Below are 23,061 nucleotides of genomic sequence, written 5' to 3'. Positions count from 1 at the left end.
AGTTACGGCGGCCATAGCGGCAGGGAAACACCCGGTCCCATCCCGAACCCGGAAGTTAAGCCTGCCAGCGCCGATGGTACTGCAACCGAGAGGATGTGGGAGAGTAGGACGCCGCCGGACAAACATTGGCTCAGGGCCAGCACCTCGTGTGCTGGCCCTGAGTGCTTTTTCCGGCGTCATTTCGCTTCTCTCGCTCTTGTCCCGTTGCTGTGATTCGAGGCCGTTGCTCGTCCCCAGGCGGGCTCTGGGGAGACGCTTTCCACAGCGGTCAGCGACGGTGGAGGTTCGTGTCGGAGCTGGTTCGCAGGATCGTCACGTGGGTGAGCCATCGGGGCTCACCGGTGATGTGAGGGTGGTCGAGGATGACGATGGACGTGGTGGCGCCGGAGGCGGCGAACACGGTGCAGCTCAGTGGCCGGCTCGCCGCCGAGCCCGAGGAGCGGGTGCTGCCGAGCGGCGACCGGCTCTGGACCTGTCGGGTGATCGTGCCCCGTGCGGACGTGCGGATGCTCGCGTCGGGGCGCAAGGGTCCGACGGTCGACGTGGTCGACCTGGCGGGCTGGTCGTCGAAGGTGCGCCGCTCCATGCGGACGTGGCGCGCCGGCGACATCGTCGGGGTGGAGGGCTCGCTGCGGCGGAGGTTCTACCGAGCGGGTGGTCAGACAGCGTCGCGGATGGAGGTCGAGGTCACGACGGCTCGACTGGTGCGTCGCGCAGTGACCGGATGAGCACGCCGAGGCTCGGCTTGGGCTGGAACGAGGTGGCCTTCTCAGGCAGCAGCCGGTCTGCTTCCGCGACCCGGATGACGAGGTCGACGGATGGAGCCGGCATCAGGACGGCGATGGAGTCCGGTCGGGCGCCGCTGAGGGCGTCGTCGACCGTGTGGTGGTAGGCGATCGCCGCGGGTCCGTGGGGGAGCGCGGGGACGATCCGGTGGTGGAGCGCCTCCACCGCTGCCTCGTCGGCGTCGATCCCGAGGTCGATCACCGCCCAGCGCTGACCGTCGGTCGCCGCGAGGCGCGCTGAGGACAGGGCGTGGACGGCGTCCGCCTGCGGCTGCTCGCGGTACTCGAGGCCGAGGGTCTCGGCGGCATCGCGGAGGTCGTCGAGGGACGTGCCGCTCAGCGTCCGGTGGATCGGGCCGAGGAAGAGGGGCGTGTCGGTCTGGTCGACCAGCATCGCGAGCCCGAGGTCGGTCGGACGGGGACCGGTGGGGTCGCCGACGCGACGGCGCTGGAGCCGGAGATAGGCCGCATAGCGGTGGTGGCCGTCCGCGATGAGGGCGCGGCTCTCGGCGAGCTCGGTGGCGATGGCGGCGAGCGTCTCAGGTGCACGTTCGGCCCAGATCCGGTGCTCCTGGCCGCCACGGTCGGTGAAGGCGTGGTCCGGGTCGCGGCGGGTGATGCCGGCGACGACCTCGCGCAGCCGTGGACTGCCCTGGTGGACGAGAAGGATCGGTGCGGGGTTGAGCTGCATCTCGTCCATCCGGTCGGCGAGCTCGTCGGCCTGGACGGGGTGGATGCCCTCGTGCGGCAGCACCGCGCGGTGGGCGGGGTCCGCGGCGCGGCGGGACACGTCGAGCGCGCCGACGAGGCCGCGCACGGTCATCCCGTTGGAGCTGTACTCGTGGAGGTAGAGCGCGGGTTCGGTGTCGGCCGTGACCAGGCCGCGTGCCTGCCAGCGCACGAGTCGGGAGGAGACGTCCTTGTAGGGGCGTGCGAAGGCGCGGCCGGTGGTCGGGTTGCCGACGCGGGCGGGCGCGAGCATGAGCGCCGCAAACGGCTCGAGACGCAACGGACCGGCCACGTAGGGCGGGGTCACGAGGGCCGTTGCGTCCATCAGGGCATCGTACGGAGCCCGTGGTGGTGCGGGCTGGCAAGGTGGGGACGTGTTGCTCACATCGACCGAACCCCTGGCCAGTGCCTATGACTTGGCGATGCTCGACCTCGACGGCGTCGTCTACATCGGGCACGAGGCGGTCGACGGTGCGGCGGGTCACATCGGGCGGGCGCGGGCGGTCGGGATGCGGGTCGCGTTCATCACGAACAACGCGTCGCGGTCGGCGGCCGTGGTCGCCGAGCACCTGCGCGACCTCGGCGTGGCGGCCCAGCCGGCGGACGTGGTGACCAGTGCCCAGGCGGCGTCGCGGTTGCTGGCCGAGCGGTTCGGGTCGGGAGCCCGGGTCGTGTGCCTGGGCGGTCCGGGGCTGCAGAGCGCCCTCGACGAGGCGGGCCTGGTGGCGGTCGACGTGGAGGCGGGGGCGGTCGCGGTGGTGAGCGGCTACGGGCCGGAGCTGCTGTGGCGCGACATCATGCACGCGGCGGTGCGGATTCGGGATGGCCTGCCGTGGGTGGCGAGCAACACCGACCTGACCATCCCGACCACGTACGGCGTGGCGCCGGGGCACGGTGTGCTGGTGGAGATGGTGGAGCGCTTCTCCGGCGTGACGCCTGAGGTGGCGGGCAAGCCGGCGCGGCCGCTGCTGGACGAGACGGTCCGACGGGTGGGCGGCCGGCGACCGCTCATGGTGGGCGACCGGCTGGACACCGACATCGAGGGGGCGCGGAACGCGGGGGTGGACTCGTTGCTGGTGCTGACCGGCGTGACCGGGCTCGCGGAGCTGGTGGCGGCGGCGCCGGGGGAGCGCCCGACGTACGTGGCGGTGGACCTCGGTGGGCTGACCGAGGTGCATTCGGCGCCTGAGCGGACTGCGGACGGGTGGCGCGCTGGCGGGTGGTCCGGGCGGGTGAGCGACGGACGGCTCGTGGTGGAGCAGACGGAGCCGGACGGGGCCGTCGGCGACTGGTGGCGGGTCGCAGCGGTCACGGCGTGGGAGCACCGGGACCGGACGGGCGCGGTGCCGGACATCACCGCGGCAGGGGTCCCCGGATCCGGCGGGGTGGCGCGGTAGCCTCGGGCCATGACCGAGGTACCTGTTCCGGCGCCCACGCCGACCGGGATCGTTGCCGTCGACCGGGTGCTCGACCTGGTTGCGGGGCTCACCGAGCGGCCGCTCGAGGAGCACGCGGGCGTGCTCGAGGAGGCGCACGGCGAGCTCCGGCGCACCCTCGACAACCCACCGGCCGCACCGGCCGTCCCGTAGTGCCGCCGCGCCGACTGCGCCTCGACGCGGAGCTGGTCCGCCGCGGCCTGGCGCCGTCGCGGGAGCGCGCTGCGCAGCTGATCGCCGAGGGCAGGGTCAAGGTCGCCGGGGCCGTGGCGTCGAAGCCGGCCACGGGTGTGACGACCGACGTCGCGATCGTGGTCAAGGAGGGCGAGCACGGGCCTGACTACGTGTCGCGGGGTGCGCACAAGCTCGTGGGTGCGCTGGCGGTGTTCGTCCCGCTCGGCCTGCAGGTCGAGGGACGGCGGGCCCTGGACGCGGGGGCGTCGACGGGTGGGTTCACCGACGTGCTGCTGCGGTCCGGGGTGGCCGAGGTGGTGGCGGTCGACGTGGGCTACGGGCAGCTGCACTGGTCGCTGCAACAGCACGAGAAGGTCGTCGTGCACGACCGGACCAACGTCCGCACGCTGACCACCGACGACATCGGTGGACCGGTGGACCTCGTGGTGGGCGACCTGTCGTTCATCTCGCTGACCCTGGTGCTGGACGCCCTGCTCGGCGTGACCCAGCCCGAGGGTGACCTGGCGCTGATGGTGAAGCCGCAGTTCGAGGTCGGGAAGGACCGGCTCGGCAAGGGCGGCGTGGTCCGTGACCCCGAGCTGTGGGTGGAGACCGTGCTGGGCGTGGCGCACGCCGCCGCCGAGCGTGGGTGGGGAGCTCGGGCGGTGACCGTGAGCCCGCTGCCGGGTCCGTCGGGCAACGTGGAGTTCTTCCTGTGGCTGCGGCATGGGCCGGCGACCATGGACGACGAGTCCATGGCTGTGATCGTGCGGCGCGGAACGTCGGACCCGGATGAGAGGGTGACCTCATGACGTCCGCCGACAACCCGCGCCGGGTGCTCGTGCTCGCCCACACCGGGCGAGCGGAGGCCCGCGATGTCGCGCGCGCGTTCGTGAAGGAGCTGACCGGTCACGGCATCGTCGTTCGGCTGCTGCGCCACGAGGCCGACGACCTGGACCTGGTGCCGGGGGAGTACGTGCCGGAGGTCGAGCTGACGGACTCCGAGTCCGACGCCAGCCACGGCTGCGAGCTGACGGTGGTGATCGGCGGTGACGGGAGCATCCTGCGCGCCGCGGAGGTCACCCATCAGCGCTCGACGCCGGTGCTGGGCGTCAACCTCGGGCACGTCGGCTTCCTGGCCGAGGCCGAGCACGAGGACGTGGCGGCGACGATCGAGGCGATCGTCGAGCAGCGCTACCGGACCGAGGACCGGCTCACGCTCGACGTGAAGGCGTACGTCGGGGGCGAGCTCGTGTACTCGACGTTCGCGGTCAACGAGGCCAGCGTCGAGAAGGCGGCCCGGGAGCGGATGCTCGAGGTGGTCGTCGAGATCGACGCGCGGCCGCTGTCGCGGTGGGGCTGCGACGGGGTCGTGTGTGCGACGCCGACCGGCTCGACGGCCTACAACTTCAGCGCCGGCGGCCCGATCGTGTGGCCTGAGGTCGAGGCGCTGTGCATCGTGCCGCTGAGCGCGCACGCGCTGTTCGCGCGGCCGATGGTGGTGGCGCCGTCGTCGGTGATCGCGATCGAGGTGCTCGAGGGCAACCAGGGGTCCGGGGTGCTGTGGTGCGACGGTCGGCGCAGCGTCGACCTGCCGCCGGGCGCCCGGATCGAGGTGAGCCGCGGGAAGCGGCCGGTCCGGCTGGTCCGGCTGCACTCGGCGCCGTTCACCGATCGACTGGTGGCGAAGTTCGGACTGTCCGTCGAGGGCTGGCGAGGTGCCGCGGAGCAGCGCCGCGAGGCGCGGGCCCGGGGGGAGGACGCATGATCGAGGAGATCCGGATCAGCTCGCTCGGGGTCATCGACTCCTCGACGCTCGAGCTGGGACCCGGCTTCACCGTGATCACCGGTGAGACCGGTGCCGGCAAGACCATGGTGGTGACCGCGCTCGGGCTGCTGCTCGGCGGTCGCGCCGACAGCGGCGCGGTCCGCGCCGGCGCCAAGCAGGCCCGGGTCGAGGGACTGATCGCCGCGACCGCGCTGCCCGACCTGGTCGCTGCCGTCGAGGCGGCCGGCGGCGAGGCCGATGACGACGGCGTGGTGCTGGCGCGCAACGTGAGCGCCGAGGGCCGGTCCCGCGCGTTCGCCGGTGGCGCAGCGGTCCCGGTGGCCACGCTTGCCGAGCTGGCCGAGCCGCTGGTGGCGGTGCACGGCCAGTCCGACCAGCACCGGCTGCTCAAGGCGCAGACCCAGCGCCACGCCCTCGATCGGTTCGGGGCGCTGGAGAAGCTGCTGGCGGCGTACGCGAAGGTGCACGACCGGCTGGTCGACACCGAGAAGGAGCTGGCCGAGGTCGTCGCGACGGCACGCGAGCGAGCCCGGGAGGCCGACCTGCTGCGCTTCGGCGTGGACGAGGTCGCGGCCGTCGAGCCGCAGCCGGGTGAGGACGCCGAGCTCGCCGCCGAGGAGGCGCGGCTGGGTCACGCGGACACGCTGCGCGGTGCGGCCGAGCAGGCCCGGGAGGCGCTCTCCAGCGAGCACGGCTCGCCCGACGCGCTCGGCGCCGTGGCTGCCGCACGTGGCCAGCTCGAGGGCGTGCGCGACCACGACCCCGAGGCGGCGGCGCTGGCGGACCGGGTGGCCGAGGTGAGCTACCTGCTCTCCGACGTCGCGGCCGACGTGGCGTCGTACGCCACGCGCATCGACACCGACCCGAACCGCCTCGCCGCGGTCTCCGAGCGGCGTGCGGCGCTGATCGGGCTGACCCGCAAGTACGGCGACACCATCGACGAGGTGCTCGTCTGGGCCGAGAGGTCGGCGATGCGGCTGCTCGACCTCGACTCGACCGACGACAAGATCAAGGAGCTGACCGCGGAGGCGACCCGGCTCCGGGCCGACCTGGCGACCGCGGGCAGCAAGCTCAGCGAGGCGCGGGTCAAGGCCGCGAGCCGGCTCGGCACGGCGGTCTCCGACGAGCTCACCCTGCTGGCGATGCCGCACGCCATCGTGACCATCCGGGTCTCGCCGCGCGCGGCCGAGGCACCGAGCGACCCCGCGCACCCGCCGGCCGACGTGCTGCAGGTGGGGGACCGCTGGGTGCGGTTCGGGCGCAGCGGGCTCGACGAGGTCGAGTTCCTGCTCGCCGCAAACACCGGGTCCGAGCCGCGTCCGCTGCACAAGGGTGCATCCGGTGGTGAGCTCTCCCGGGTGATGCTCGCGGTCGAGGTCTGCCTCGCCGGCACCAGCCCGGTGCCGACCTTCGTGTTCGACGAGGTCGACTCCGGCGTGGGTGGCGCGGCCGCGGTCGAGATCGGGCGGCGTCTGGCCAAGCTGGCCGACGACGCCCAGGTCCTCGTCGTCACCCACCTGCCCCAGGTCGCGGCCTTCGCCGACCGGCACGTGCTGGTCGAGAAGTCCAGCGACGGATCGGTCACCAGCTCGGGCCTGGTCACCCTCGACGACGCGGGCCGGGAGCGGGAGCTCTCCCGCATGCTGGCCGGCCTCGCGGAGTCCGACACCGCGCTCGCGCACGCCCGCGAGCTGCTCGAGCTGGCGCGAAACGCACCGCGAGCACGGTGAATCAGCCCGACATGACGTAGGATGGAATCCCGTGAACATGGCGCCCGGTAGCGGACAGAATCGGCAGGCAAAGCACGTCTTCGTCACCGGAGGCGTCGCCTCCTCGCTGGGCAAGGGACTCACTGCCAGCAGCCTCGGTCGGCTGCTGCGCTCGCGTGGGCTGCGGGTCACGATGCAGAAGCTCGACCCGTACCTCAACGTCGACCCCGGCACGATGAACCCGTTCCAGCACGGCGAGGTCTTCGTCACCAACGACGGCGCGGAGACCGACCTCGACATCGGTCACTACGAGCGCTTCCTCGACACCGACCTCAACCAGATCGCCAACGTCACCACGGGGCAGGTCTACTCGTCGGTGATCGCCAAGGAGCGCCGCGGCGACTACCTCGGTGACACGGTCCAGGTGATCCCGCACATCACCAACGAGATCAAGGACCGGATCCTCGCGATGGGGTACGGCGACGAGCAGGTCGACGTGGTCATCACCGAGATCGGTGGCACCGTCGGCGACATCGAGTCGCTGCCGTTCCTCGAGGCCGCGCGTCAGGTCCGCCACGACATCGGCCGTGACAACGTCTTCTTCCTGCACGTCTCGCTGGTGCCGTTCATCGGTCCCTCGGGCGAGCTGAAGACCAAGCCGACCCAGCACTCCGTCGCCGCGCTGCGCCAGGTCGGCATCCAGCCCGACGCCGTGGTCTGCCGCGCCGACCGCGAGCTGCCGGAGAGCATCAAGAAGAAGATCTCGCTGATGTGCGACGTCGACCAGGACGCGGTCGTGACCGCGGCCGACGCGCCCTCGATCTACGACATCCCGAAGGTGCTGCACCGCCAGGGCCTCGACGCGTACGTCGTACGCCGGCTCAACCTGCCCTTCCGCGACGTCGACTGGACGATCTGGGACGACCTGCTCCGCCGGGTGCACCACCCGAAGGAGGACGTCACGATTGCGCTGGTCGGCAAGTACATCGACCTGCACGACGCCTACCTGTCGGTGAGCGAGGCGCTGCGCGCCGGTGGTTTCGCCCACGAGGCCAAGGTGGAGATCCGCTGGGTCGCCTCCGACGAGTGCGAGACGCAGGCCGGTGCGGCCCGGCACCTGTCCGACGTCGACGCGATCTGCGTGCCGGGCGGCTTCGGCATCCGCGGCCTCGAGGGCAAGCTCGGCGCGCTCACCTACGCCCGCCACAACAAGATCCCGACCCTCGGCCTGTGCCTGGGCCTGCAGTCGATGGTGATCGAGTACGCCCGCACCGAGCTCGGCCTGGCCAAGGCCGGTTCGACCGAGTTCGACCCGGACACCCCGGAGCCGGTGATCGCCACGATGGAGGAGCAGAAGTCCATCGTCGACGGCGCCGGTGACCTGGGCGGCACCATGCGCCTGGGCCTCTACCCTGCGCACCTCAAGGGCGGCACGCTCGCCCGCGAGGTCTACGGCGCCGAGCTGATCGAGGAGCGGCACCGTCACCGCTACGAGGTCAACAACGCCTACCGTGCCCCGCTCGAGGAGGCCGGCCTGGTCTTCTCCGGCCTCAACGACGAGCTCGACCTGGTCGAGTTCGTTGAGCTGCCCCGCGACGTGCACCCCTACTACATCGGCACCCAGGCCCACCCCGAGCTGCGCTCGCGGCCGACCCGCCCGCACCCGCTGTTCGCGGGCCTGGTGGGCGCGGCGATCAAGCGTCAGCGCGAGACCCGGCTCGAGATCGACGACACCAACCTGCACGCCGAGCCCACCGACGACGAGTGACCTCGCGCCCATGAGCGAGCTGCGCGACGTCCCGGAGTCCTGGCCGGTCGAGGACAGCGTCGACCTGCACCGGGACAGCTGGGTCGTGGCGTTCCGCTCCGACCGGATCCGCCGTCCGGGTGCCGATCACGAGGAGCCGTTCCGGCGCCTCGTCCTCGAGCACCCGGGGGCGGCGGTCATCCTGGCGATCGATGCCGAGGACCGGGTGCTGTGCCTCAAGCAGTACCGGCACCCGGCACAGTCCCGCCTGGTCGAGCTGCCCGCGGGCGTGATCGACCACCCGGGCGAGGACCCGGAGGACGTCGCCCGGCGCGAGCTGCGCGAGGAGGCGGCGCTGGCGGCGGAGCGGTGGACCCACCTGCTCTCGACGCTCAGCTCGCCGGGCTACTCGGCCGAGCGGATCCACTACTACCTGGCCGAGGACCTCTCGCCGGCCGACCGGGGCGACTTCGAGCTGCGCCACGAGGAGGCCGACCTCGAGGTCTTCTGGGTGCCCTTCGCGGACCTGGTCGACGCGATCCTCGCCGGCGACGTGACCGACGGACCGGTCGTGCAGGCGGTGCTCGCCGTCCAGGTCCGTCGCGACCGGGAGGCCGCGCGTGGTTGAGCTGGACCCGATCGACGCCGCCATCGTCCGCGAGCTGCAGGACGACGCCCGGCTGGCCAACAACGTGCTGGCCGCGCGGGTCGGCATCGCCCCGTCCACCTGCCACGGCCGGGTCCGCTCGCTGTTCGAGCGCGGCGTGATCCGGGGCGCGCACGCCGAGGTCGACCAGGCCAGCATCGGACGCCCGCTGCAGGCCATGATCTCGGTCCGGCTCCGGCCGCACGCCCGGGGGGAGCTGAGCGCCTTCGCCCAGGCGATGACGACGCTGCCCGAGGTCCTCAACGTCTACTTCCTGGCCGGCGCGGACGACTTCCTCATCCACGTCGCGACGGCCGGCTCGGAGGAGCTGCGGGAGTTCGTGCTGAACCACCTCAGCGGCACGCGCGACGTCGCGATGACCGAGACCAGTCTGATCTTCGAGCACCTGCGGGGCCGACCGGCCGAACAGGGTTCGGCGCGGCGTCCGTCACAAGGCTGATCGCCGACGATCCGATCCGGGTTTCCGCGCCGGGTGCGAATTTTCGCTCCAGCCACTAGCGGGCACCTCGACTGATCTTCATGATTTCTCTTCACAGGGGAATCCGCGACGGATTCCGTGACCAGGAGGAATCCCACATGCGCGTCGGTGTGCCCAAGGAAGTCAAGAACAACGAGTACCGGGTGGCCATCACGCCGATCGGTGTGCACGAGCTGGTCGCCCACGGCCACGAGGTCGTCATCCAGGCCGGTGCCGGCGTCGGCTCGCAGATCGCCGACGAGGACTACGTCGCCTCGGGTGCCACCATCCTCCCCGACGCCGACGCGGTGTGGGGCGCGGCCGACATGATCCTCAAGGTCAAGGAGCCGATCGCCGAGGAGTACGCCCGGATGCGCGAGGGCCAGGTGTTGTTCACCTACCTCCACCTCGCCGCGGACAAGGCGCTCACCGAGGAGCTGATCGCCCGCAAGGTCACCGGGATCGCCTACGAGACCGTCCAGCTGCCCTCGGGCGCGCTGCCGCTGCTGTACCCGATGTCCGAGGTCGCGGGCTGCCTCGCGCCCCAGGTCGGTGCGTACTCCCTGATGAAGGCCCAGGGCGGTCGCGGCGTGCTGATGGGCGGTGTCGGCGGTGTCGCCAACGCCAAGGTCGTCATCATCGGCGCGGGTGTCTCGGGCCAGAACGCCGCCAACATCGCGCTCGGCATGGGCGCCGACGTGACCCTGCTCGACACCGACCTCGACAAGCTGCGGATGTCGTTCTGGCGCTACAACAACCGGGTCCACGGCCTCGCGTCCTCCAAGCTGGCGATCGAGCAGCAGGTGATGGAGGCCGACATGGTGATCGGCGCGGTGCTGATCCCGGGTGCCGCGGCGCCGAAGCTGGTCTCCAACGAGCTGGTCTCGCGGATGAAGCCGGGCTCGGTGCTCGTCGACATCGCGGTCGACCAGGGTGGCTGCTTCGAGGACACCCGGCCCACCACGCACGCCGACCCGACGTACCAGGTGCACAACTCGACGTTCTACTGCGTGGCGAACATGCCGGGCGCGGTGCCGAACACGTCGACGTACGCACTGACCAACGCGACCCTGCCGTACGCCGTGGCGCTGGCCGACAAGGGCTGGGCCGACGCGTGCCGCGCCGACGCGAGCCTGGCGTTGGGCCTCAACACCCACGCCGGCCTGCTGACCAACGGCCCGGTCGGCGAGGCCACCGGCATCGCCGCGGTGCCGCTCGCGGAGGCGCTCGCCTGACGCGTCGGACCGATGGCCTAACCTGACCGCGTGAGTGGACCAGGTGCGGTGGACCGGGCGGTCCGCACGTACCTGGACCACCTCGCGGTCGAGAAGGGACTGGCGGCGAACACGCTGACGTCCTACCAGCGCGACCTGCGCCGGTACCGCGTGCACCTGGCCGCCGCCGGTATCGACACGCTCGCCGCCGTCACCGAGCAGACGGTGACCGACTTCCTCGTGTGGCTGCGCGAGGGCGACGACGACCACCTGCCGCTGAGCGCGTCCAGCGCGGCGCGCACGGTCGTGGCGGTGCGGGGCTTCCACAAGTTCGCCGTCGCCGACGGGTTGGCGCAGGCCGACCCCGCGGCGGGCGTGAAGCCACCGACGCCGGCGAAGCGGCTGCCGAAGGCGCTGCCGCTCGCCGACGTCGAGGCGATCCTCGAGGCGGCCGGTGCGGCGGACACCCCGCTCGCTCTCCGTGACCGGGCGCTGCTGGAGATCCTCTACGGCACCGGGGCGCGGATCTCCGAGGCGGTCGGCCTCGACGTCGACGACGTCAGCCACCTGGCCGAGCCGGACCTCGACCCCGCCGACGCGACCCTGCTGCTGCGCGGCAAGGGCGGCAAGGAGCGGATGGTACCGGTCGGGTCGTACGCGCGGGCCGCGCTGTCGGCGTACCTCGTGCGGGGGCGTCCGGCCCTCACCTCGGCGGCGACGCCTGCTCTCTTCCTCAACGCCCGCGGCGGCCGGCTCTCGCGGCAGTCGGCGTGGGCGGTGCTGGTCAAGGCCGCCGAGCGGGCCGGGGTGACCCGCGACGTCTCGCCCCACACGCTGCGGCACTCGTTCGCGACCCACCTGCTCGACGGTGGCGCCGACGTCCGCGTGGTCCAGGAGCTGCTCGGGCACGCGTCGGTCACCACGACGCAGGTCTACACGCTCGTCACCGTCGACAACCTGCGCGAGGTCTTCGCCACCGCGCACCCGAGGGCCCGCCATGGCTGACGCGTACGACCGGATCCTCGAGTACGCCGAGGGGCGCGGCCTGGAGCTGTACCCCCACCAGGAGGACGCGATCCTCGCCCTGCTGGCCGGCGACAACGTGGTGCTCGCGACCCCGACCGGCTCGGGGAAGTCGCTGGTCGCCATGGCGGCCGCGATGGGTGCGCTCGCCGACGACCGCGTCACCTTCTACACCGCGCCGATCAAGGCACTGGTGAGCGAGAAGTTCTTCGACCTGGTCGAGATCTTCGGCGCCGCCGACGTCGGCATGCTCACCGGCGACGTCGCGGTCAATGCGGACGCCCCGATCATCGCCTGCACGGCCGAGGTGCTCGCCAACATCGCGCTGCGCGAGGGCGACCGGGCCGACGTCGGCATGGTCGTGATGGACGAGTTCCACTTCTACGGCGAGCCCGGCCGCGGCTGGGCGTGGCAGGTGCCGCTCATCGAGCTGCCGCAGGCACAGTTCCTGCTGATGTCGGCCACCCTGGGCGACACGACCGAGCTCGCGGCCGACCTGACCCGGCGCAACGCGCGCGACACCTCGGTCGTCGACCAGGCCGAGCGCCCCGTCCCGCTGGACTTCTCGTGGTCGCTCGAGCCGATGGGGGATCGGCTCGCGGAGCTGGTCACCACCGGCCAGGGCCCGGTCTACGTCGTCCACTTCACCCAGGCCGCGGCGGTCGAGCACGCCGTATCGCTGCTGAGTGGTCCGGGCCGGCTCGACACGGTCCTGCCCAAGGACCGCAAGGAGCAGATCGCCGAGCGGATCGCGAGCGTCCGTTTCGCCGCCGGCTTCGGCAAGACCCTCAACAAGCTGCTGCGGCAGGGGATCGGCGTCCACCACGCCGGCATGCTGCCTCGCTACCGCCGACTCGTCGAGCAGCTCGCCCAGGCGGGACTGCTGACGGTCATCTGCGGCACCGACACCCTCGGTGTCGGCATCAACGTCCCGATCCGCACCGTGCTGTTCACCGGGCTGGCCAAGTTCGACGGGTCGCGTCAGCGGGTGCTGCGCACCCGCGAGTTCCTCCAGATCGCCGGGCGGGCGGGGCGCGCCGGCTACGACACGGCGGGCTACGTCGTCGTCCAGGCGCCCGAGCACGTCATCGAGAACGAGAAGGCCAAGGCCAAGGCGGCCGCGAAGAACGCCGCGATGAGCGCGGAGAAGCAGGCGAAGCGGGGCTCGAAGGCGCAGCTGAAGAAGCCGCCTGCCGGCACCGTGGTGTGGACCGAGCAGACCTTCGACAAGCTCGTCGAGGGCCGGCCCGAGCCGCTCAAGTCGCAGATGAAGGTCGACAACGCGATGCTGGTCAACGTGCTCTCCCGCGAGGAGGACGCGTTCCCGGTGCTGCGCCGGCTGCTGATGGACAACCACGAGGAACGGCGCAGCCAGCTTCGCCTGGCCAAGCGGGCCGTCCGGCTGGCCCGCAGCCTGGTCACCTCCGAGGTGCTGACCCGGCTCGACCAGGTCGACGGGTTCGGCCGGCGCTACGTGCTGACCGAGGCACTGCCCGAGGACTTCGCGCTCAACCAGCCGCTCTCGCACTTCGCGCTGGCGGTGCTCGACGTCCTCGACCCCGACAGCGAGACCTTCACCCTCGACGTCGTCTCGGTCGTCGAGGCGACCCTCGAGGCGCCGCGTCCGCTGCTGATGGCCCAGCGGCACGGCGCGCGCGGTGAAGCGATCGCGGCGCTCAAGGCCGACGGCGTCGAGTACGACGAGCGGATGGCCCTGGTCGAGGACATCACCTGGCCCGAGCCGCTGGGCGAGCTGCTCGAGCCGCTCTTCGAGACCTACCGCGAGCGGCACCCCTGGCTCGCGCCCGACGCGCTCGCACCGAAGTCCGTCGTACGCCAGATGTGGGAGCAGGGCATGGGGTTCACCGACCTCGTCTCCCGCTACCAGGTGGCCCGCTCCGAGGGGCTGGTGCTGCGCTACCTCACCGACGCCTACCGGGCGCTGCGGCAGAGCGTGCCGGCGTCGTACCGCACCGAGGAGCTGGACCTCCTCGTGGAATGGCTGGGGGAGACGGTCCGGCAGGTCGACTCCTCGCTGCTCGACGAGTGGGAGGCGCTCAACGACCCCGACCACGCCTCGCGGGCGGTCCACGACCACGCACCCCCGCCCCCGCCGCGGCCGCTCAGCCAGCAGGGCCGGGTGTTCGAGGTGATGGTCCGCAACGCGCTGTGGCGCCGGCTCGAGCTGGTCGCCCGCGACGACGTGCCGGCGCTGGCCGTTCTCGACGACGGAGCGGAGTGGACCGAGGCCGACTGGGACCAGGCGATCGAGGACTACTACGCCGAGCACGACCGGCTGCTCACCGACGCCGACGCGCGCGGTCCGGTGCTGCTGGCGATCGAGAGGTCCGCCGACCGGTGGGTCGCCACGCAGACCCTGCACGACCCGGACGGCAACCACGACTGGGTGATCCGGGCCGAGGTCGACCTCGCGGCCAGCGACGAGGCCGGCGAGGCCGTCGTGCGGACCCTGGAGATGGTCAGCCTCACCGGCTAGTGCGGGCGCCCGTCGGCGCGCCTCCCGAATGTCTCCGTGTCGACATTGTTGGATGGAGGAGTCCCGGGCTCTGGGGAAGGAGCCCGCAACCACTCCAGACAAAGGTGAGGGCGATGGCCGGCTTCTACGGAGGATCCAGTGCACCCGACATGCCGCCGAGGATGCCGATCCCGGCGCCCGGCAGCGACGTACCGCTCGGCACGGAGGACGCAGTCGTGACCAGCGAGGCGACGCGCGAGGACGCGATGACGCTGCAGTTCCCGGTGCCCGAGCCGGCGGTGGAGACCGCCGCCGAGCGGGCCGCCGTGCAGACGATGACCGGCGAGAAGGGCCCGACCGGGCGCCCGATGCCGGTACTGCCGGACCCGAAGCCGGTGACCGCCCACGGTCAGGCGCGCGTCATCTCGATGTGCAACCAGAAGGGTGGTGTCGGCAAGACCACGACGACCATCAACCTGGGGGCGGCGCTGGCCGAGTACGGCCGCAAGGTGCTGCTCGTCGACTTCGACCCGCAGGGCTCGCTCTCGGTCGGCCTCGGCCTGAACCCGCACGAGATGGAGAGCACGGTCTACAACCTGCTCATGGACCCGGAGGCCACGCTCGACGAGGTCGTCGTGCCCTCCGGCGTGCCCGGCATGGACCTGCTGCCCTCCAACATCGACCTGTCGGCCGCCGAGGTCCAGCTGGTCCACGAGGTCGCCCGCGAGCAGACGCTGCAGCGCGTCCTGGCCCCGGCGATCGCGGACTACGACGTCATCCTGATCGACTGCCAGCCCTCGCTCGGCCTGTTGACGGTCAACGCGCTCACCGCCTCCGACGGCGTGATCGTGCCGCTGGAGTGCGAGTACTTCGCGCTGCGCGGCGTCGCGCTGCTCAAGGCCACCATCGACAAGGTCAAGCAGCGCCTCAACCCCGGTCTCGAGGTCGACGGCGTCCTCGGCACCATGTACGACGGCCGCACGCTGCACGGCCGCGAGGTGCTCGAGCGCCTGGTCCAGGCGTGGGGTGACAAGGTCTTCCACACCGTCATCCGCCGCACCGTGAAGTTCTCCGACTCCACCGTCGCGGGCGAGCCGATCACGTCGTACGCCTCCGGATCGAGCGGGGCGGAGGCGTACCGCCAGCTCGCGAAGGAGGTGGCGGTCCGGTGTCTCGACGTGTGAGCATGCCGGCCGCGGACGACCTGTTCCGGCCGACCGCCGACTCGTCGGGGCCTGCCGTCCGGGCCGTTCCCGACCCGCCGGCCGACGTACCGCAGAAGCCGCAGAAGGGCCCTTCCGGCCGGGTCCGCCACGAGGAGAAGATCACGGTCTACGTCTCCTCGGCGGAGCTGATGGAGCTGGAGAAGGCCCGGCTCACCCTGCGCGGCGAGCACGGCATGGCGGTCGACCGCGGTCGCCTGGTCCGCGAGGCGCTGCACCTGGTCCTGGGCGAGCTCGAGGCCGAGGGGGAGGGCTCCGCGCTGGTCAGGCGCCTGCGTGAGTCATGATGCAGGCGTGAGCGAGGTCGAGGCGGGCGAGCAGCACGGTGGGTTCGACGTGCACCTGGCCAACTTCGAGGGCCCGTTCGACCTGTTGCTGAGCCTGATCTCCAAGCACAAGCTCGACGTCACGGAGATCGCGCTCTCGAAGGTCACCGACGAGTTCATCGCACACATCAAGCAGCTCCCGGACGACGCGCTCGAGGAGACGACGTCCTTCCTGCTGGTCGCCGCGACCCTCCTCGACCTCAAGGCCGCCCGGTTGCTGCCGGCCGGTGACGTGGAGGACGAGGAGGACCTCGCCCTGCTGGAGGCCCGCGACCTGCTGTTCGCGCGGTTGCTGCAGTACAAGGCCTACAAGCAGGTCGCGGCTGTCCTCGACCGGCGGCTGCAGGCCGAGTCGCGGCGCTACCCCCGCGCGGTCGGCCTGGAGGAGCGGTACGCCGGCCTGCTGCCCGAGGTGCTGATCGGGATCGGCCTCGATGCGTTCGCGGCCCTGGCGGCCAAGGCGATGACGCCCAAACCCGAGCTGCAGCTGACCCTGCACCACATCCACGCCCCGACCGTGAGCGTGCGCGAGCAGGCCGCGATCGTGGTCGACCGCCTGCGGCGCAGCGGGACGCTGACCTTCCGGGCGCTGTGCGGCGACTCGCCGGACACGCTGACCACGGTGGCGCGCTTCCTGTCCCTGCTCGAGCTGTTCCGCGAGGGCGCCATCGCCTTCGACCAGGTCACCCCGCTGGGCGAGCTGACGGTCCGCTGGACCGGCGACGACGCGGTCGACGTGGAGGACCTGATCACCGACGAGTTCGACGGGGCGGTGCCGGCCGAGGACACCCCCGACGACGACACGCCCGCGGAGGAGAATCCGAGCGATGACTGAACAGACCGACGAGGCCGAGGCCGCCACCGAGCCGGTGGCCGCGCTGCGGCCGGCGCTCGAGGCGATCCTCATGGTCGCCGACCAGCCGCTCGACGCGGTGGCCCTGGCGACCGCGGCCCGCTACCCCGAGGCGGAGGTCGTCGAGGCGCTCGCCGCCCTCGCTGCCGAGTACGACGAGCAGGCCCGCGGCTTCGAGCTGCGCAACGTCGCCGGTGGCTGGCGCTACTACACCCGCGAGGAGCTCGCCCCCGTCGTCGAGGCGTTCGTGCTCGAGGGCCAGCAGGCCCGGCTCACCCAGGCCGCGCTCGAGACCCTCGCCGTGGTCGCCTACCAGCAGCCGGTCTCCCGGGCCCGGGTGTCGGCGGTGCGTGGCGTCAACGTCGACGGCGTGATGCGGACCCTGCTCAGCCGCGGCCTGGTCGAGGAGGCCGGCCGCGACGGCGAGCACGGCGCCACGCTGTACCGGACGACGACCTACTTCCTGGAGCGGATCGGCATCGTCTCGCTCGACGAGCTGCCCGACCTGGCACCGCACCTGCCCGACCTCGCCGAGGTCGAGGAGGAGCTGCGCGAGAGCGTGGCCGAGCCGGTCGAGGAGACCGTGGAGGAGACCGACGATGACGCGTGACATCGCCGTCGACGACGACGGCCAGATCCGGCTGCAGAAGCTGCTCGCCCAGTCCGGCGTCGCCTCGCGACGCCGCTGCGAGGAGCTGATGCTCGAGGGCGAGGTCGAGGTCGACGGGGAGGTCGTCACCCGGCTCGGCACCAAGGTCGACCCGCGCACCGCGGTGATCAAGGTGTCCGGCAAGCGGCTGCCCCCGATCTCCGACCACGTCTACCTCGTGCTCAACAAGCCGCGCGGCGTCGTCTCGACGATGTCCGACCCGGAGGGGCGTCGTACCCTCTCCGACCTGGTGGCCGACCGGCCCGAGCGCCTGTTCCACGTCGGGCGCCTCGACACCGACACGTCGGGCCTTCTCCTCCTCACCAACGACGGCGACTTCGCCCACCGGATGGCGCACCCGTCGTTCGAGGTCGAGAAGACCTACGTCGCCGAGGTGGCCGGCCGGCTCGCCAAGGGCACCGTCGCCGACCTGCTCGCCGGCGTGACGCTGGAGGACGGCCCGGTGGAGGTACGCCGGGCGCGGATGATCGCCACTGCGGCCGACAAGTCGATCATCGAGCTGGTGATCCACGAGGGTCGCAACCGGATCGTGCGCCGGCTGCTCGACCAGGTGGGGCACCCGGTGCGCCAGCTGAGCCGGACGAAGTTCGGGCCGATCGAGCTCGGCACGCTCGGCGGCGGCAAGCTGCGCGAGCTGTCCGACGACGAGCTCGGCCAGCTGCTGGAGCTCGTCGGTCTCTAGACCTACCGTGGGTCGGGTGATCCCGGTCCCACCGGTGCCTGCGGCCCTGCGGAGGTACGTCGTCGCGCGGATCCCGTACGACGTCGACTTCGGCGCGCCCGGCGTCCACCGCGGGCTGCCGTCCACGACGATCACCCTGGTCCTGCCGCTCGACGTCCCGCTGCGGGTGTCGTGGGCGGGCCGGCCGGCGACCATGCACGCGGCCTGGGCGTCGCTGTCGGGGCTGCACACCGAGCCGGCGGCGATCCACCACGACGGCTCGCAGCGCGGCGTGCAGCTGGCGCTGACGGTCGAGGGCGTCCGGGTGCTGCTCGGGTGTCCGGCCGCGGACCTGTCCGGGGCGCTGACCGATCTCGAGGAGGCCGTCGTCCCCCACGCGCTGCGGGAGCTGCCGGAGCGGTTGCCCGCACTCACGTCCTGGCCTGCGCGGGTGGCGCTGGTCGATCGGACCCTGGCGGGTCTGGCGGCGCGCGGGGGAGACCCGGCACCGCAGGCGGAGGTGGCGCACGCACTCGCCCTGCTCACGTCGGGGGCACGGGTGGCGGACGTCGCGGAGGAGGTCGGCTACAGCCGGCGCCGGCTCGGGACGCTGGTGCGGGCGGAGTGCGGGCTCGCGCCCAAGGCCTTCCAGCGGGTGGCGCGGCTGGAGACCGCACGAGGCCTGCTGGGGCGCCGGCCGTTGGCGGAGGTGGCCGCGGCGTGCGGGTACGCCGACCAGGCGCACCTGACGCGCGAGTGGACCGCGCTGGCGGGCTGCACACCGACGACCTGGCTGCGCGAGGAGTTCCCGTTCCTTCAAGACCGCGACGACGACGGAGGAGCAGGCTCGTCCCATGAGCACTGAGCACGCAGCGGCACGAGTCCGGCTCTGGCCCGCCCTGCAGTTCCGCGACACCGACACGATGACCGCGTGGCTGCGGGCGATCGGCTTCGTCGAGCACGCCACCCACCGCGACGAGAGCGGCACGGTGGTCCACGCCGAGTGGCTGTGGCCGCCCGGCGGCGGCCTGATGTTCGGCGCGGTGCGCGCCGACGCGCCCCTGCAGCCGGTCGGAACCGGGGCGGCGTACCTCGTCACCGACGACCCCGACGCCGTCTTCGACGCCGCCGTCGCGGCCGGCGCGAGCGTGGAGCGCCCGATGGTCGACCAGGACTACGGCGGCCGCGGTGGCAGCGTCCGAGACCCTGAGGGCAACCACTGGTCCTTCGGGTCCTACCAGCCCGGCGCGGACACCAGCGGCTGATCCCCTAGCCTTGCCTGCGTGTCTGAGACGAGTCTGCTCACGGGCCCGGTCGAGATCGTCGGGACCGGCCTGATCGGCACCTCGATCGCGCTGGCCTGCCGTCGTGCGGGCCTCGAGGTGCTGCTCACCGACACCACGTCCGACCACGTGCGTACGGCGACCGGGCTCGGCGCCGGCCGGGCACGCACTGAGGAGGACGTGCCGCAGCTGGTGGTGGTCGCCGTACCCCCGGACGCGCTGGGCACGGTCATCAAGCAGGTCCTCGACACGGTCGGACCCGAGACGATCGTCACCGACGTCGGCAGCGTCAAGGCGGGTCCGCTGGCCGCGGTCGCCGGGCACGCCGCGATCAGCAGGTACGTCGGCAGCCACCCGATGGCCGGCACCGAGCACTCCGGTCCGCTCTCGGCCAACGCCGAGCTCTTCGACGGCCGCCCGTGGGCGATCGCGCCGGGGCCGGACGCGACCTCGTCGGCGACCCGCGTGGTCGAGGCCCTGGCCCTGGTGTGCGGCGCGGTGCCGGTGCACCTGAGCCCGGTCGAGCACGACCGCGCCGTCGCACGTACCTCGCACGTCCCGCACCTGATGGCCTCGCTCGTCGCCGGCACCCTCGCGGGCGCGTCGGCCGAGCACCTGGCCCTGTCGGGCACCGGTGTGCGCGATGTCACGCGGGTCGCCGGCGGCGACCCGCAGCTGTACAGCCAGATCATCGGTGGCAACGCGACGGCGGTCGCCGCGCTGCTCGCCGAGGTCCGCGACCGGCTCGACCTCGCGCTGGAGGCGGTTGCCGGCGGCGACCGGGTCGGCCTGGAGTCGCTGCTGGCCTACGGACAGGCCGGAACCCGCGCCATCCCGGGCAAGCACGGTGCGGCGCCGGAGCCGATGGAGGCCGTCCGGGTGGCCCTTCCCGACCAGCCGGGCGGGCTCGCGCGGCTGTTCTCGGACGCCGGCGACAGCGGCGTCAACATCGAGGACGTGCGGATCGACCACGACCCCGGCCGCCCCGTGGGTCAGGTCGAGCTGGACGTCGTGGTGGGCCGTGCCGAGGAGCTGCGGGCTGCTCTGGAGTCGAGGGGCTGGGTGACCCACCGGTAAGGTGCGGGCCGTGAACGTGCCGGTGAATGTCGTTGTTGCTGTTGACGGAACCTCCGGCTCGGGCAAGTCCAGCACCTGCCGCGCGGTGGCCGACCGGCTCGGTCTGCGCTACCTCGACACCGGTGCGCAGTACCGCGCCATCACCTGGTGGATGCTCGACCGGGGCGTCGACGTGCACGACGCGGCCGCGGTCGCGGCACGTGCCGGCGAGCCGGTGCTCGTCTCCGGGACCGACCCGCTCGCGCCGACGATCACCGTCGACGGCCGCGACGTCTCCGTCGAGATCCGCAACGACGAGGTCAACGGTGCCGTCTCACCCGTCAGCGCCGTTCCCGAGGTCCGCACCCGGCTCGTCGAGCTCCAGCGCGAGCTGATCGCCCCTTCTGGTGGACCCCGTGGCGGCATCGTCGTCGAGGGCCGCGACATCGGCTCCGTGGTGTGGCCGCAGGCCGAGCTCAAGGTCTACCTGACCGCCGACCCCGCGGCCCGCGCCGCGCGCCGCGCCCTGGAGAACGGTGGCGCCGACGTCGCCGCCACCCGGGAGTCCCTGCTCGCCCGCGACAAGATCGACTCCGGCCGGGCCGTGGCGCCACTGACCATGGCCGACGGTGCGGTCCACGTGGACTCGACCGAGCTGACCCTCGACGAGGTCGTCGACGTCGTGGTGGGCCTGGTGATGGAGCGCGTGTGACCGCGGGAGCGCGTGAGAGCGCGCACACCCAGCACCCGCGCAGCGACGCGGTCTCCACCCCGGCGCGCGGACTGCTCGTGCGCGGGCGTCGTACCTCGCGCTGGCTGATCCGGCGCCGCTGGGACGTGCGGGTGCACCACCCGGAGCGGTTCCCGGACCACGGCGCGGCCGTGGTCACGGGCAACCACATCGGGTTCGTCGACGGCCCGCTGATGGCGATCTTCGCGCCCCGGCCGGTGCACGCGCTGACCAAGACCGAGATGTTCGCAGGGCCCTTGGGGCCGTTCCTGCGGGCGTCGGGGCAGATCCCGCTCGACCGCGACCACACCGACCCGGCCGCCGTGCGGATCGCGCTGCGGGTGCTCCGCGAGGGGCATGCGGTGGGGGTCTTCCCGGAGGGCACACGGGGGCCGGGCGACCTCGAGAGGTTCCACGGAGGGGCGGCGTACCTGGCGCTGGTGACGGGGGCGCCCGTCGTACCGCTGACCTTCCTGGGGTCCCGGGAACCGGGCGGGAGGAGCAGCTCGCTCCCTCCCCGGGGAGCCCGGATCGACATCGTCGTGGGGGAGCCCTACGTCGTCGATGCGGTCCCGTGGCCCCGGACGCGGGAGAATGTCTCATCGACCTCGGCAGCACTGCGCGCCCACATGCAGAAGCAGCTGGTCGAAGCCCTGGACGAGACGGGGCGGAGCCTGCCCGGCCCGCTCCCGCAAGGAGAACGTGATGAGTGAAGACACCCCGACCGGGGTGGTCCCGGTGCTGGCCGTCGTCGGCCGCCCGAACGTCGGCAAGTCGACCCTGGTGAACCGGATCCTCGGTCGCCGCGAGGCCGTCGTCGAGGACATCCCCGGCGTGACCCGCGACCGTGTGTCGTACGACGCCGAGTGGGCTGGTCGGGCGTTCACGCTCGTCGACACCGGTGGCTGGGACCCCGACGCGCGCGGCATGGCCGAGCGGATCAAGGCCCAGGCCGAGGTCGCCGTCACCCTCGCTGACGCGGTGCTCTTCGTGGTCGACGCGTCGGTGGGCATCACCGACGCCGACGAGGCCGTCGTCCGGGTGCTGCGCAAGTCCGGCAAGCCGGTCGTGCTCGCCGCCAACAAGGTCGACGACGAGCGGGCCGAGGCGGAGGCCCACGGCCTGTGGAACCTCGGGCTCGGCGAGCCCTTCACCGTCTCGGCGCTGCACGGCCGCGGCTCCGGCGACCTGCTCGACGCCGTGCTCGCCGTGCTCCCCGAGGCGCCGGACCGGGTCGCGGAGGAGATCGGCGGCCCGCGCCGGATCGCCATCGTCGGCCGCCCGAACGTCGGCAAGTCCTCGCTGCTCAACAAGCTCGCCGGCGAGGAGCGTGTCGTCGTCGACAACGTCGCCGGTACGACGGTCGACCCGGTCGACGAGCTCGTCGAGCTCGGTGGCCGCGAGTGGCGCTTCATCGACACCGCGGGCATCCGCAAGCGGGTCAAGGAGGCCTCGGGCCACGAGTACTACGCGTGGCTGCGCACCTCCACCGCGATCGAGCGCGCCGAGGTGTGCGTGCTCGTCCTCGCCGGCAACGAGTCGATCGCCGAGCAGGACATGCGGATCCTGCAGGAGGTTCGCGAGGCCGGAAAGGCGCTCGTGATCGCCTTCAACAAGTGGGACCTCGTCGACGCCGAGCGCCGCTACTACCTCGACCGCGAGATCGACCGCGACCTCGTGCAGGTCCAGTGGGCGCCGCGGATCAACATCACCGCGATGACCGGTTGGCACATCGACCGCCTGGTGCCCGCGCTGGACCGCGCCATCGAGGGTTGGGAGACCCGGATCTCCACCGGCGCGCTCAACGCCTTCCTCGGCCGGATCGTCGCCGAGCACCCGCACCCGGTGCGCGGCGGCAAGCAGCCGCGGATCCTGTTCGGCAGCCAGGTGCAGAGCGCGCCGCCGGTGTTCAAGCTGTTCACCACCGGCAAGCTCGACCAGGGCTACGAGCGGTTCATCGAGCGCCGGCTGCGCGAGGAGTTCGGGTTCGTCGGCACGCCCATCGAGATCAAGGTGCAGCCGCGCGAGAAGCGCGGCCGGCGCTGACCGAGGG

The 23,061-nt window shown here is 72.3% G+C and carries 24 protein-coding genes and 1 rRNA gene; 24 read left to right on the top strand and 1 reads right to left on the bottom strand.

The window, feature by feature from the left end; all coding sequences use genetic code 11:
* The first annotated feature begins 3 nt into the window (after nt 1-3).
* Together rrf and ACZYRU_RS15975 are read left to right on the top strand one after the other, a co-directional pair.
* A 5S ribosomal RNA gene (rrf, locus tag ACZYRU_RS15980) occupies nt 4-120 on the top strand.
* A gap of 242 nt (nt 121-362) precedes the next feature.
* Nucleotides 363-728: a single-stranded DNA-binding protein gene (locus ACZYRU_RS15975; protein WP_488958076.1), complete on the top strand. Its 366-nt coding sequence runs from the start codon at nt 363-365 to the stop codon at nt 726-728.
* On the opposite strand, the gene ACZYRU_RS15970 is transcribed toward ACZYRU_RS15975, so the two are convergent.
* Nucleotides 688-1,839, bottom strand: coding sequence for a DUF1015 family protein (locus ACZYRU_RS15970; RefSeq protein WP_488958075.1), 1,152 nt, complete (start codon nt 1,837-1,839; stop codon nt 688-690). The genes ACZYRU_RS15975 and ACZYRU_RS15970 overlap by 41 nt on opposite strands.
* Before the next feature lie 97 nt (nt 1,840-1,936).
* Between ACZYRU_RS15970 and ACZYRU_RS15965 the strand changes: the two genes are divergently transcribed.
* From ACZYRU_RS15965 to der, 22 genes are all read left to right on the top strand, one after another.
* Entirely contained in the window at nt 1,937-2,911 is a 975-nt protein-coding gene (locus tag ACZYRU_RS15965) for an HAD-IIA family hydrolase (protein ID WP_488958074.1), read from the top strand.
* A 9-nt stretch (nt 2,912-2,920) separates the two neighbouring features.
* The gene (locus tag ACZYRU_RS15960; protein WP_488958073.1) at nt 2,921-3,103 is read left to right on the top strand and encodes a hypothetical protein; all 183 of its coding nucleotides are present in this window, start codon (nt 2,921-2,923) and stop codon (nt 3,101-3,103) included.
* Nucleotides 3,103-3,936 carry a TlyA family RNA methyltransferase gene (locus ACZYRU_RS15955; RefSeq protein ID WP_488958072.1) on the top strand — a complete coding sequence of 278 codons (834 nt, stop codon included), beginning with the start codon at nt 3,103-3,105 and terminating at the stop codon, nt 3,934-3,936. Before ACZYRU_RS15960 ends, ACZYRU_RS15955 begins: the two co-directional genes overlap by 1 nt.
* A complete protein-coding gene (locus ACZYRU_RS15950) occupies nt 3,933-4,892 on the top strand; it encodes an NAD kinase (RefSeq protein ID WP_488958071.1) in 960 nt (319 codons plus the stop codon). Before ACZYRU_RS15955 ends, ACZYRU_RS15950 begins: the two co-directional genes overlap by 4 nt.
* Nucleotides 4,889-6,643 carry a DNA repair protein RecN gene (recN, locus tag ACZYRU_RS15945; RefSeq protein WP_488958070.1) on the top strand — a complete coding sequence of 585 codons (1,755 nt, stop codon included), beginning with the start codon at nt 4,889-4,891 and terminating at the stop codon, nt 6,641-6,643. The genes ACZYRU_RS15950 and recN overlap by 4 nt, the downstream gene beginning before the upstream one ends.
* Nucleotides 6,644-6,680: 37 nt before the next feature.
* The gene (gene pyrG / locus ACZYRU_RS15940; protein WP_488958069.1) at nt 6,681-8,390 is read left to right on the top strand and encodes a CTP synthase; all 1,710 of its coding nucleotides are present in this window, start codon (nt 6,681-6,683) and stop codon (nt 8,388-8,390) included.
* A 10-nt stretch (nt 8,391-8,400) separates the two neighbouring features.
* Nucleotides 8,401-8,997 carry an NUDIX domain-containing protein gene (locus ACZYRU_RS15935; RefSeq protein WP_488958068.1) on the top strand — a complete coding sequence of 199 codons (597 nt, stop codon included), beginning with the start codon at nt 8,401-8,403 and terminating at the stop codon, nt 8,995-8,997.
* The gene (locus ACZYRU_RS15930; RefSeq protein WP_488958067.1) at nt 8,990-9,475 is read left to right on the top strand and encodes an Lrp/AsnC family transcriptional regulator; all 486 of its coding nucleotides are present in this window, start codon (nt 8,990-8,992) and stop codon (nt 9,473-9,475) included. Before ACZYRU_RS15935 ends, ACZYRU_RS15930 begins: the two co-directional genes overlap by 8 nt.
* 137 nt (nt 9,476-9,612) lie before the next feature.
* Nucleotides 9,613-10,728: an alanine dehydrogenase gene (gene ald / locus ACZYRU_RS15925; protein ID WP_488958066.1), complete on the top strand. Its 1,116-nt coding sequence runs from the start codon at nt 9,613-9,615 to the stop codon at nt 10,726-10,728.
* 30 nt (nt 10,729-10,758) lie between these two features.
* Entirely contained in the window at nt 10,759-11,712 is a 954-nt protein-coding gene (gene xerD / locus ACZYRU_RS15920; RefSeq protein WP_488958065.1) for a site-specific tyrosine recombinase XerD, read from the top strand.
* A complete protein-coding gene (locus ACZYRU_RS15915) occupies nt 11,705-14,227 on the top strand; it encodes a DEAD/DEAH box helicase (protein ID WP_488958064.1) in 2,523 nt (840 codons plus the stop codon). Before xerD ends, ACZYRU_RS15915 begins: the two co-directional genes overlap by 8 nt.
* Nucleotides 14,228-14,541: 314 nt before the next feature.
* Nucleotides 14,542-15,390, top strand: coding sequence for a ParA family protein (locus ACZYRU_RS15910; protein ID WP_488958088.1), 849 nt, complete (start codon nt 14,542-14,544; stop codon nt 15,388-15,390).
* Between the two features lie 2 nt (nt 15,391-15,392).
* Entirely contained in the window at nt 15,393-15,716 is a 324-nt protein-coding gene (locus tag ACZYRU_RS15905; protein ID WP_488958087.1) for a hypothetical protein, read from the top strand.
* Nucleotides 15,717-15,723: 7 nt separating this feature from the next.
* Nucleotides 15,724-16,590, top strand: coding sequence for a segregation and condensation protein A (locus tag ACZYRU_RS15900; RefSeq protein WP_488958063.1), 867 nt, complete (start codon nt 15,724-15,726; stop codon nt 16,588-16,590).
* The gene (gene scpB, locus ACZYRU_RS15895) at nt 16,583-17,218 is read left to right on the top strand and encodes an SMC-Scp complex subunit ScpB (RefSeq protein ID WP_488958062.1); all 636 of its coding nucleotides are present in this window, start codon (nt 16,583-16,585) and stop codon (nt 17,216-17,218) included. Before ACZYRU_RS15900 ends, scpB begins: the two co-directional genes overlap by 8 nt.
* On the top strand, nt 17,208-17,960 hold the full coding sequence (locus ACZYRU_RS15890; RefSeq protein ID WP_488958061.1) for a pseudouridine synthase: 753 nt from the start codon (nt 17,208-17,210) through the stop codon (nt 17,958-17,960). Before scpB ends, ACZYRU_RS15890 begins: the two co-directional genes overlap by 11 nt.
* Nucleotides 17,961-17,976: 16 nt before the next feature.
* Nucleotides 17,977-18,804, top strand: a complete 828-nt coding sequence (locus ACZYRU_RS15885) for a helix-turn-helix domain-containing protein (RefSeq protein WP_488958060.1) — start codon at nt 17,977-17,979, stop codon at nt 18,802-18,804.
* Nucleotides 18,794-19,204 (top strand): VOC family protein, encoded by a 411-nt coding sequence (locus ACZYRU_RS15880; RefSeq protein WP_488958059.1) that lies wholly within the window; start codon nt 18,794-18,796, stop codon nt 19,202-19,204. Before ACZYRU_RS15885 ends, ACZYRU_RS15880 begins: the two co-directional genes overlap by 11 nt.
* An 18-nt stretch (nt 19,205-19,222) precedes the next feature.
* Nucleotides 19,223-20,299 carry a prephenate dehydrogenase gene (locus ACZYRU_RS15875; protein ID WP_488958058.1) on the top strand — a complete coding sequence of 359 codons (1,077 nt, stop codon included), beginning with the start codon at nt 19,223-19,225 and terminating at the stop codon, nt 20,297-20,299.
* A 10-nt stretch (nt 20,300-20,309) separates the two neighbouring features.
* Nucleotides 20,310-20,990 carry a (d)CMP kinase gene (gene cmk / locus ACZYRU_RS15870; RefSeq protein WP_488958057.1) on the top strand — a complete coding sequence of 227 codons (681 nt, stop codon included), beginning with the start codon at nt 20,310-20,312 and terminating at the stop codon, nt 20,988-20,990.
* Complete coding sequence (locus ACZYRU_RS15865; RefSeq protein WP_488958056.1) at nt 20,987-21,721, top strand: lysophospholipid acyltransferase family protein; 735 nt, start codon at nt 20,987-20,989, stop codon at nt 21,719-21,721. The genes cmk and ACZYRU_RS15865 overlap by 4 nt, the downstream gene beginning before the upstream one ends.
* Entirely contained in the window at nt 21,714-23,054 is a 1,341-nt protein-coding gene (gene der / locus ACZYRU_RS15860) for a ribosome biogenesis GTPase Der (RefSeq protein WP_488958055.1), read from the top strand. The genes ACZYRU_RS15865 and der overlap by 8 nt, the downstream gene beginning before the upstream one ends.
* The last annotated feature ends 7 nt before the right edge of the window (nt 23,055-23,061 follow it).

The sequence above is a fragment of the Nocardioides sp. F233 genome (genome assembly GCF_057813895.1).
The sequence above is the reverse complement of the archived record's forward strand: the minus strand, read 5'-3'. Positions and strand labels throughout refer to the sequence as shown.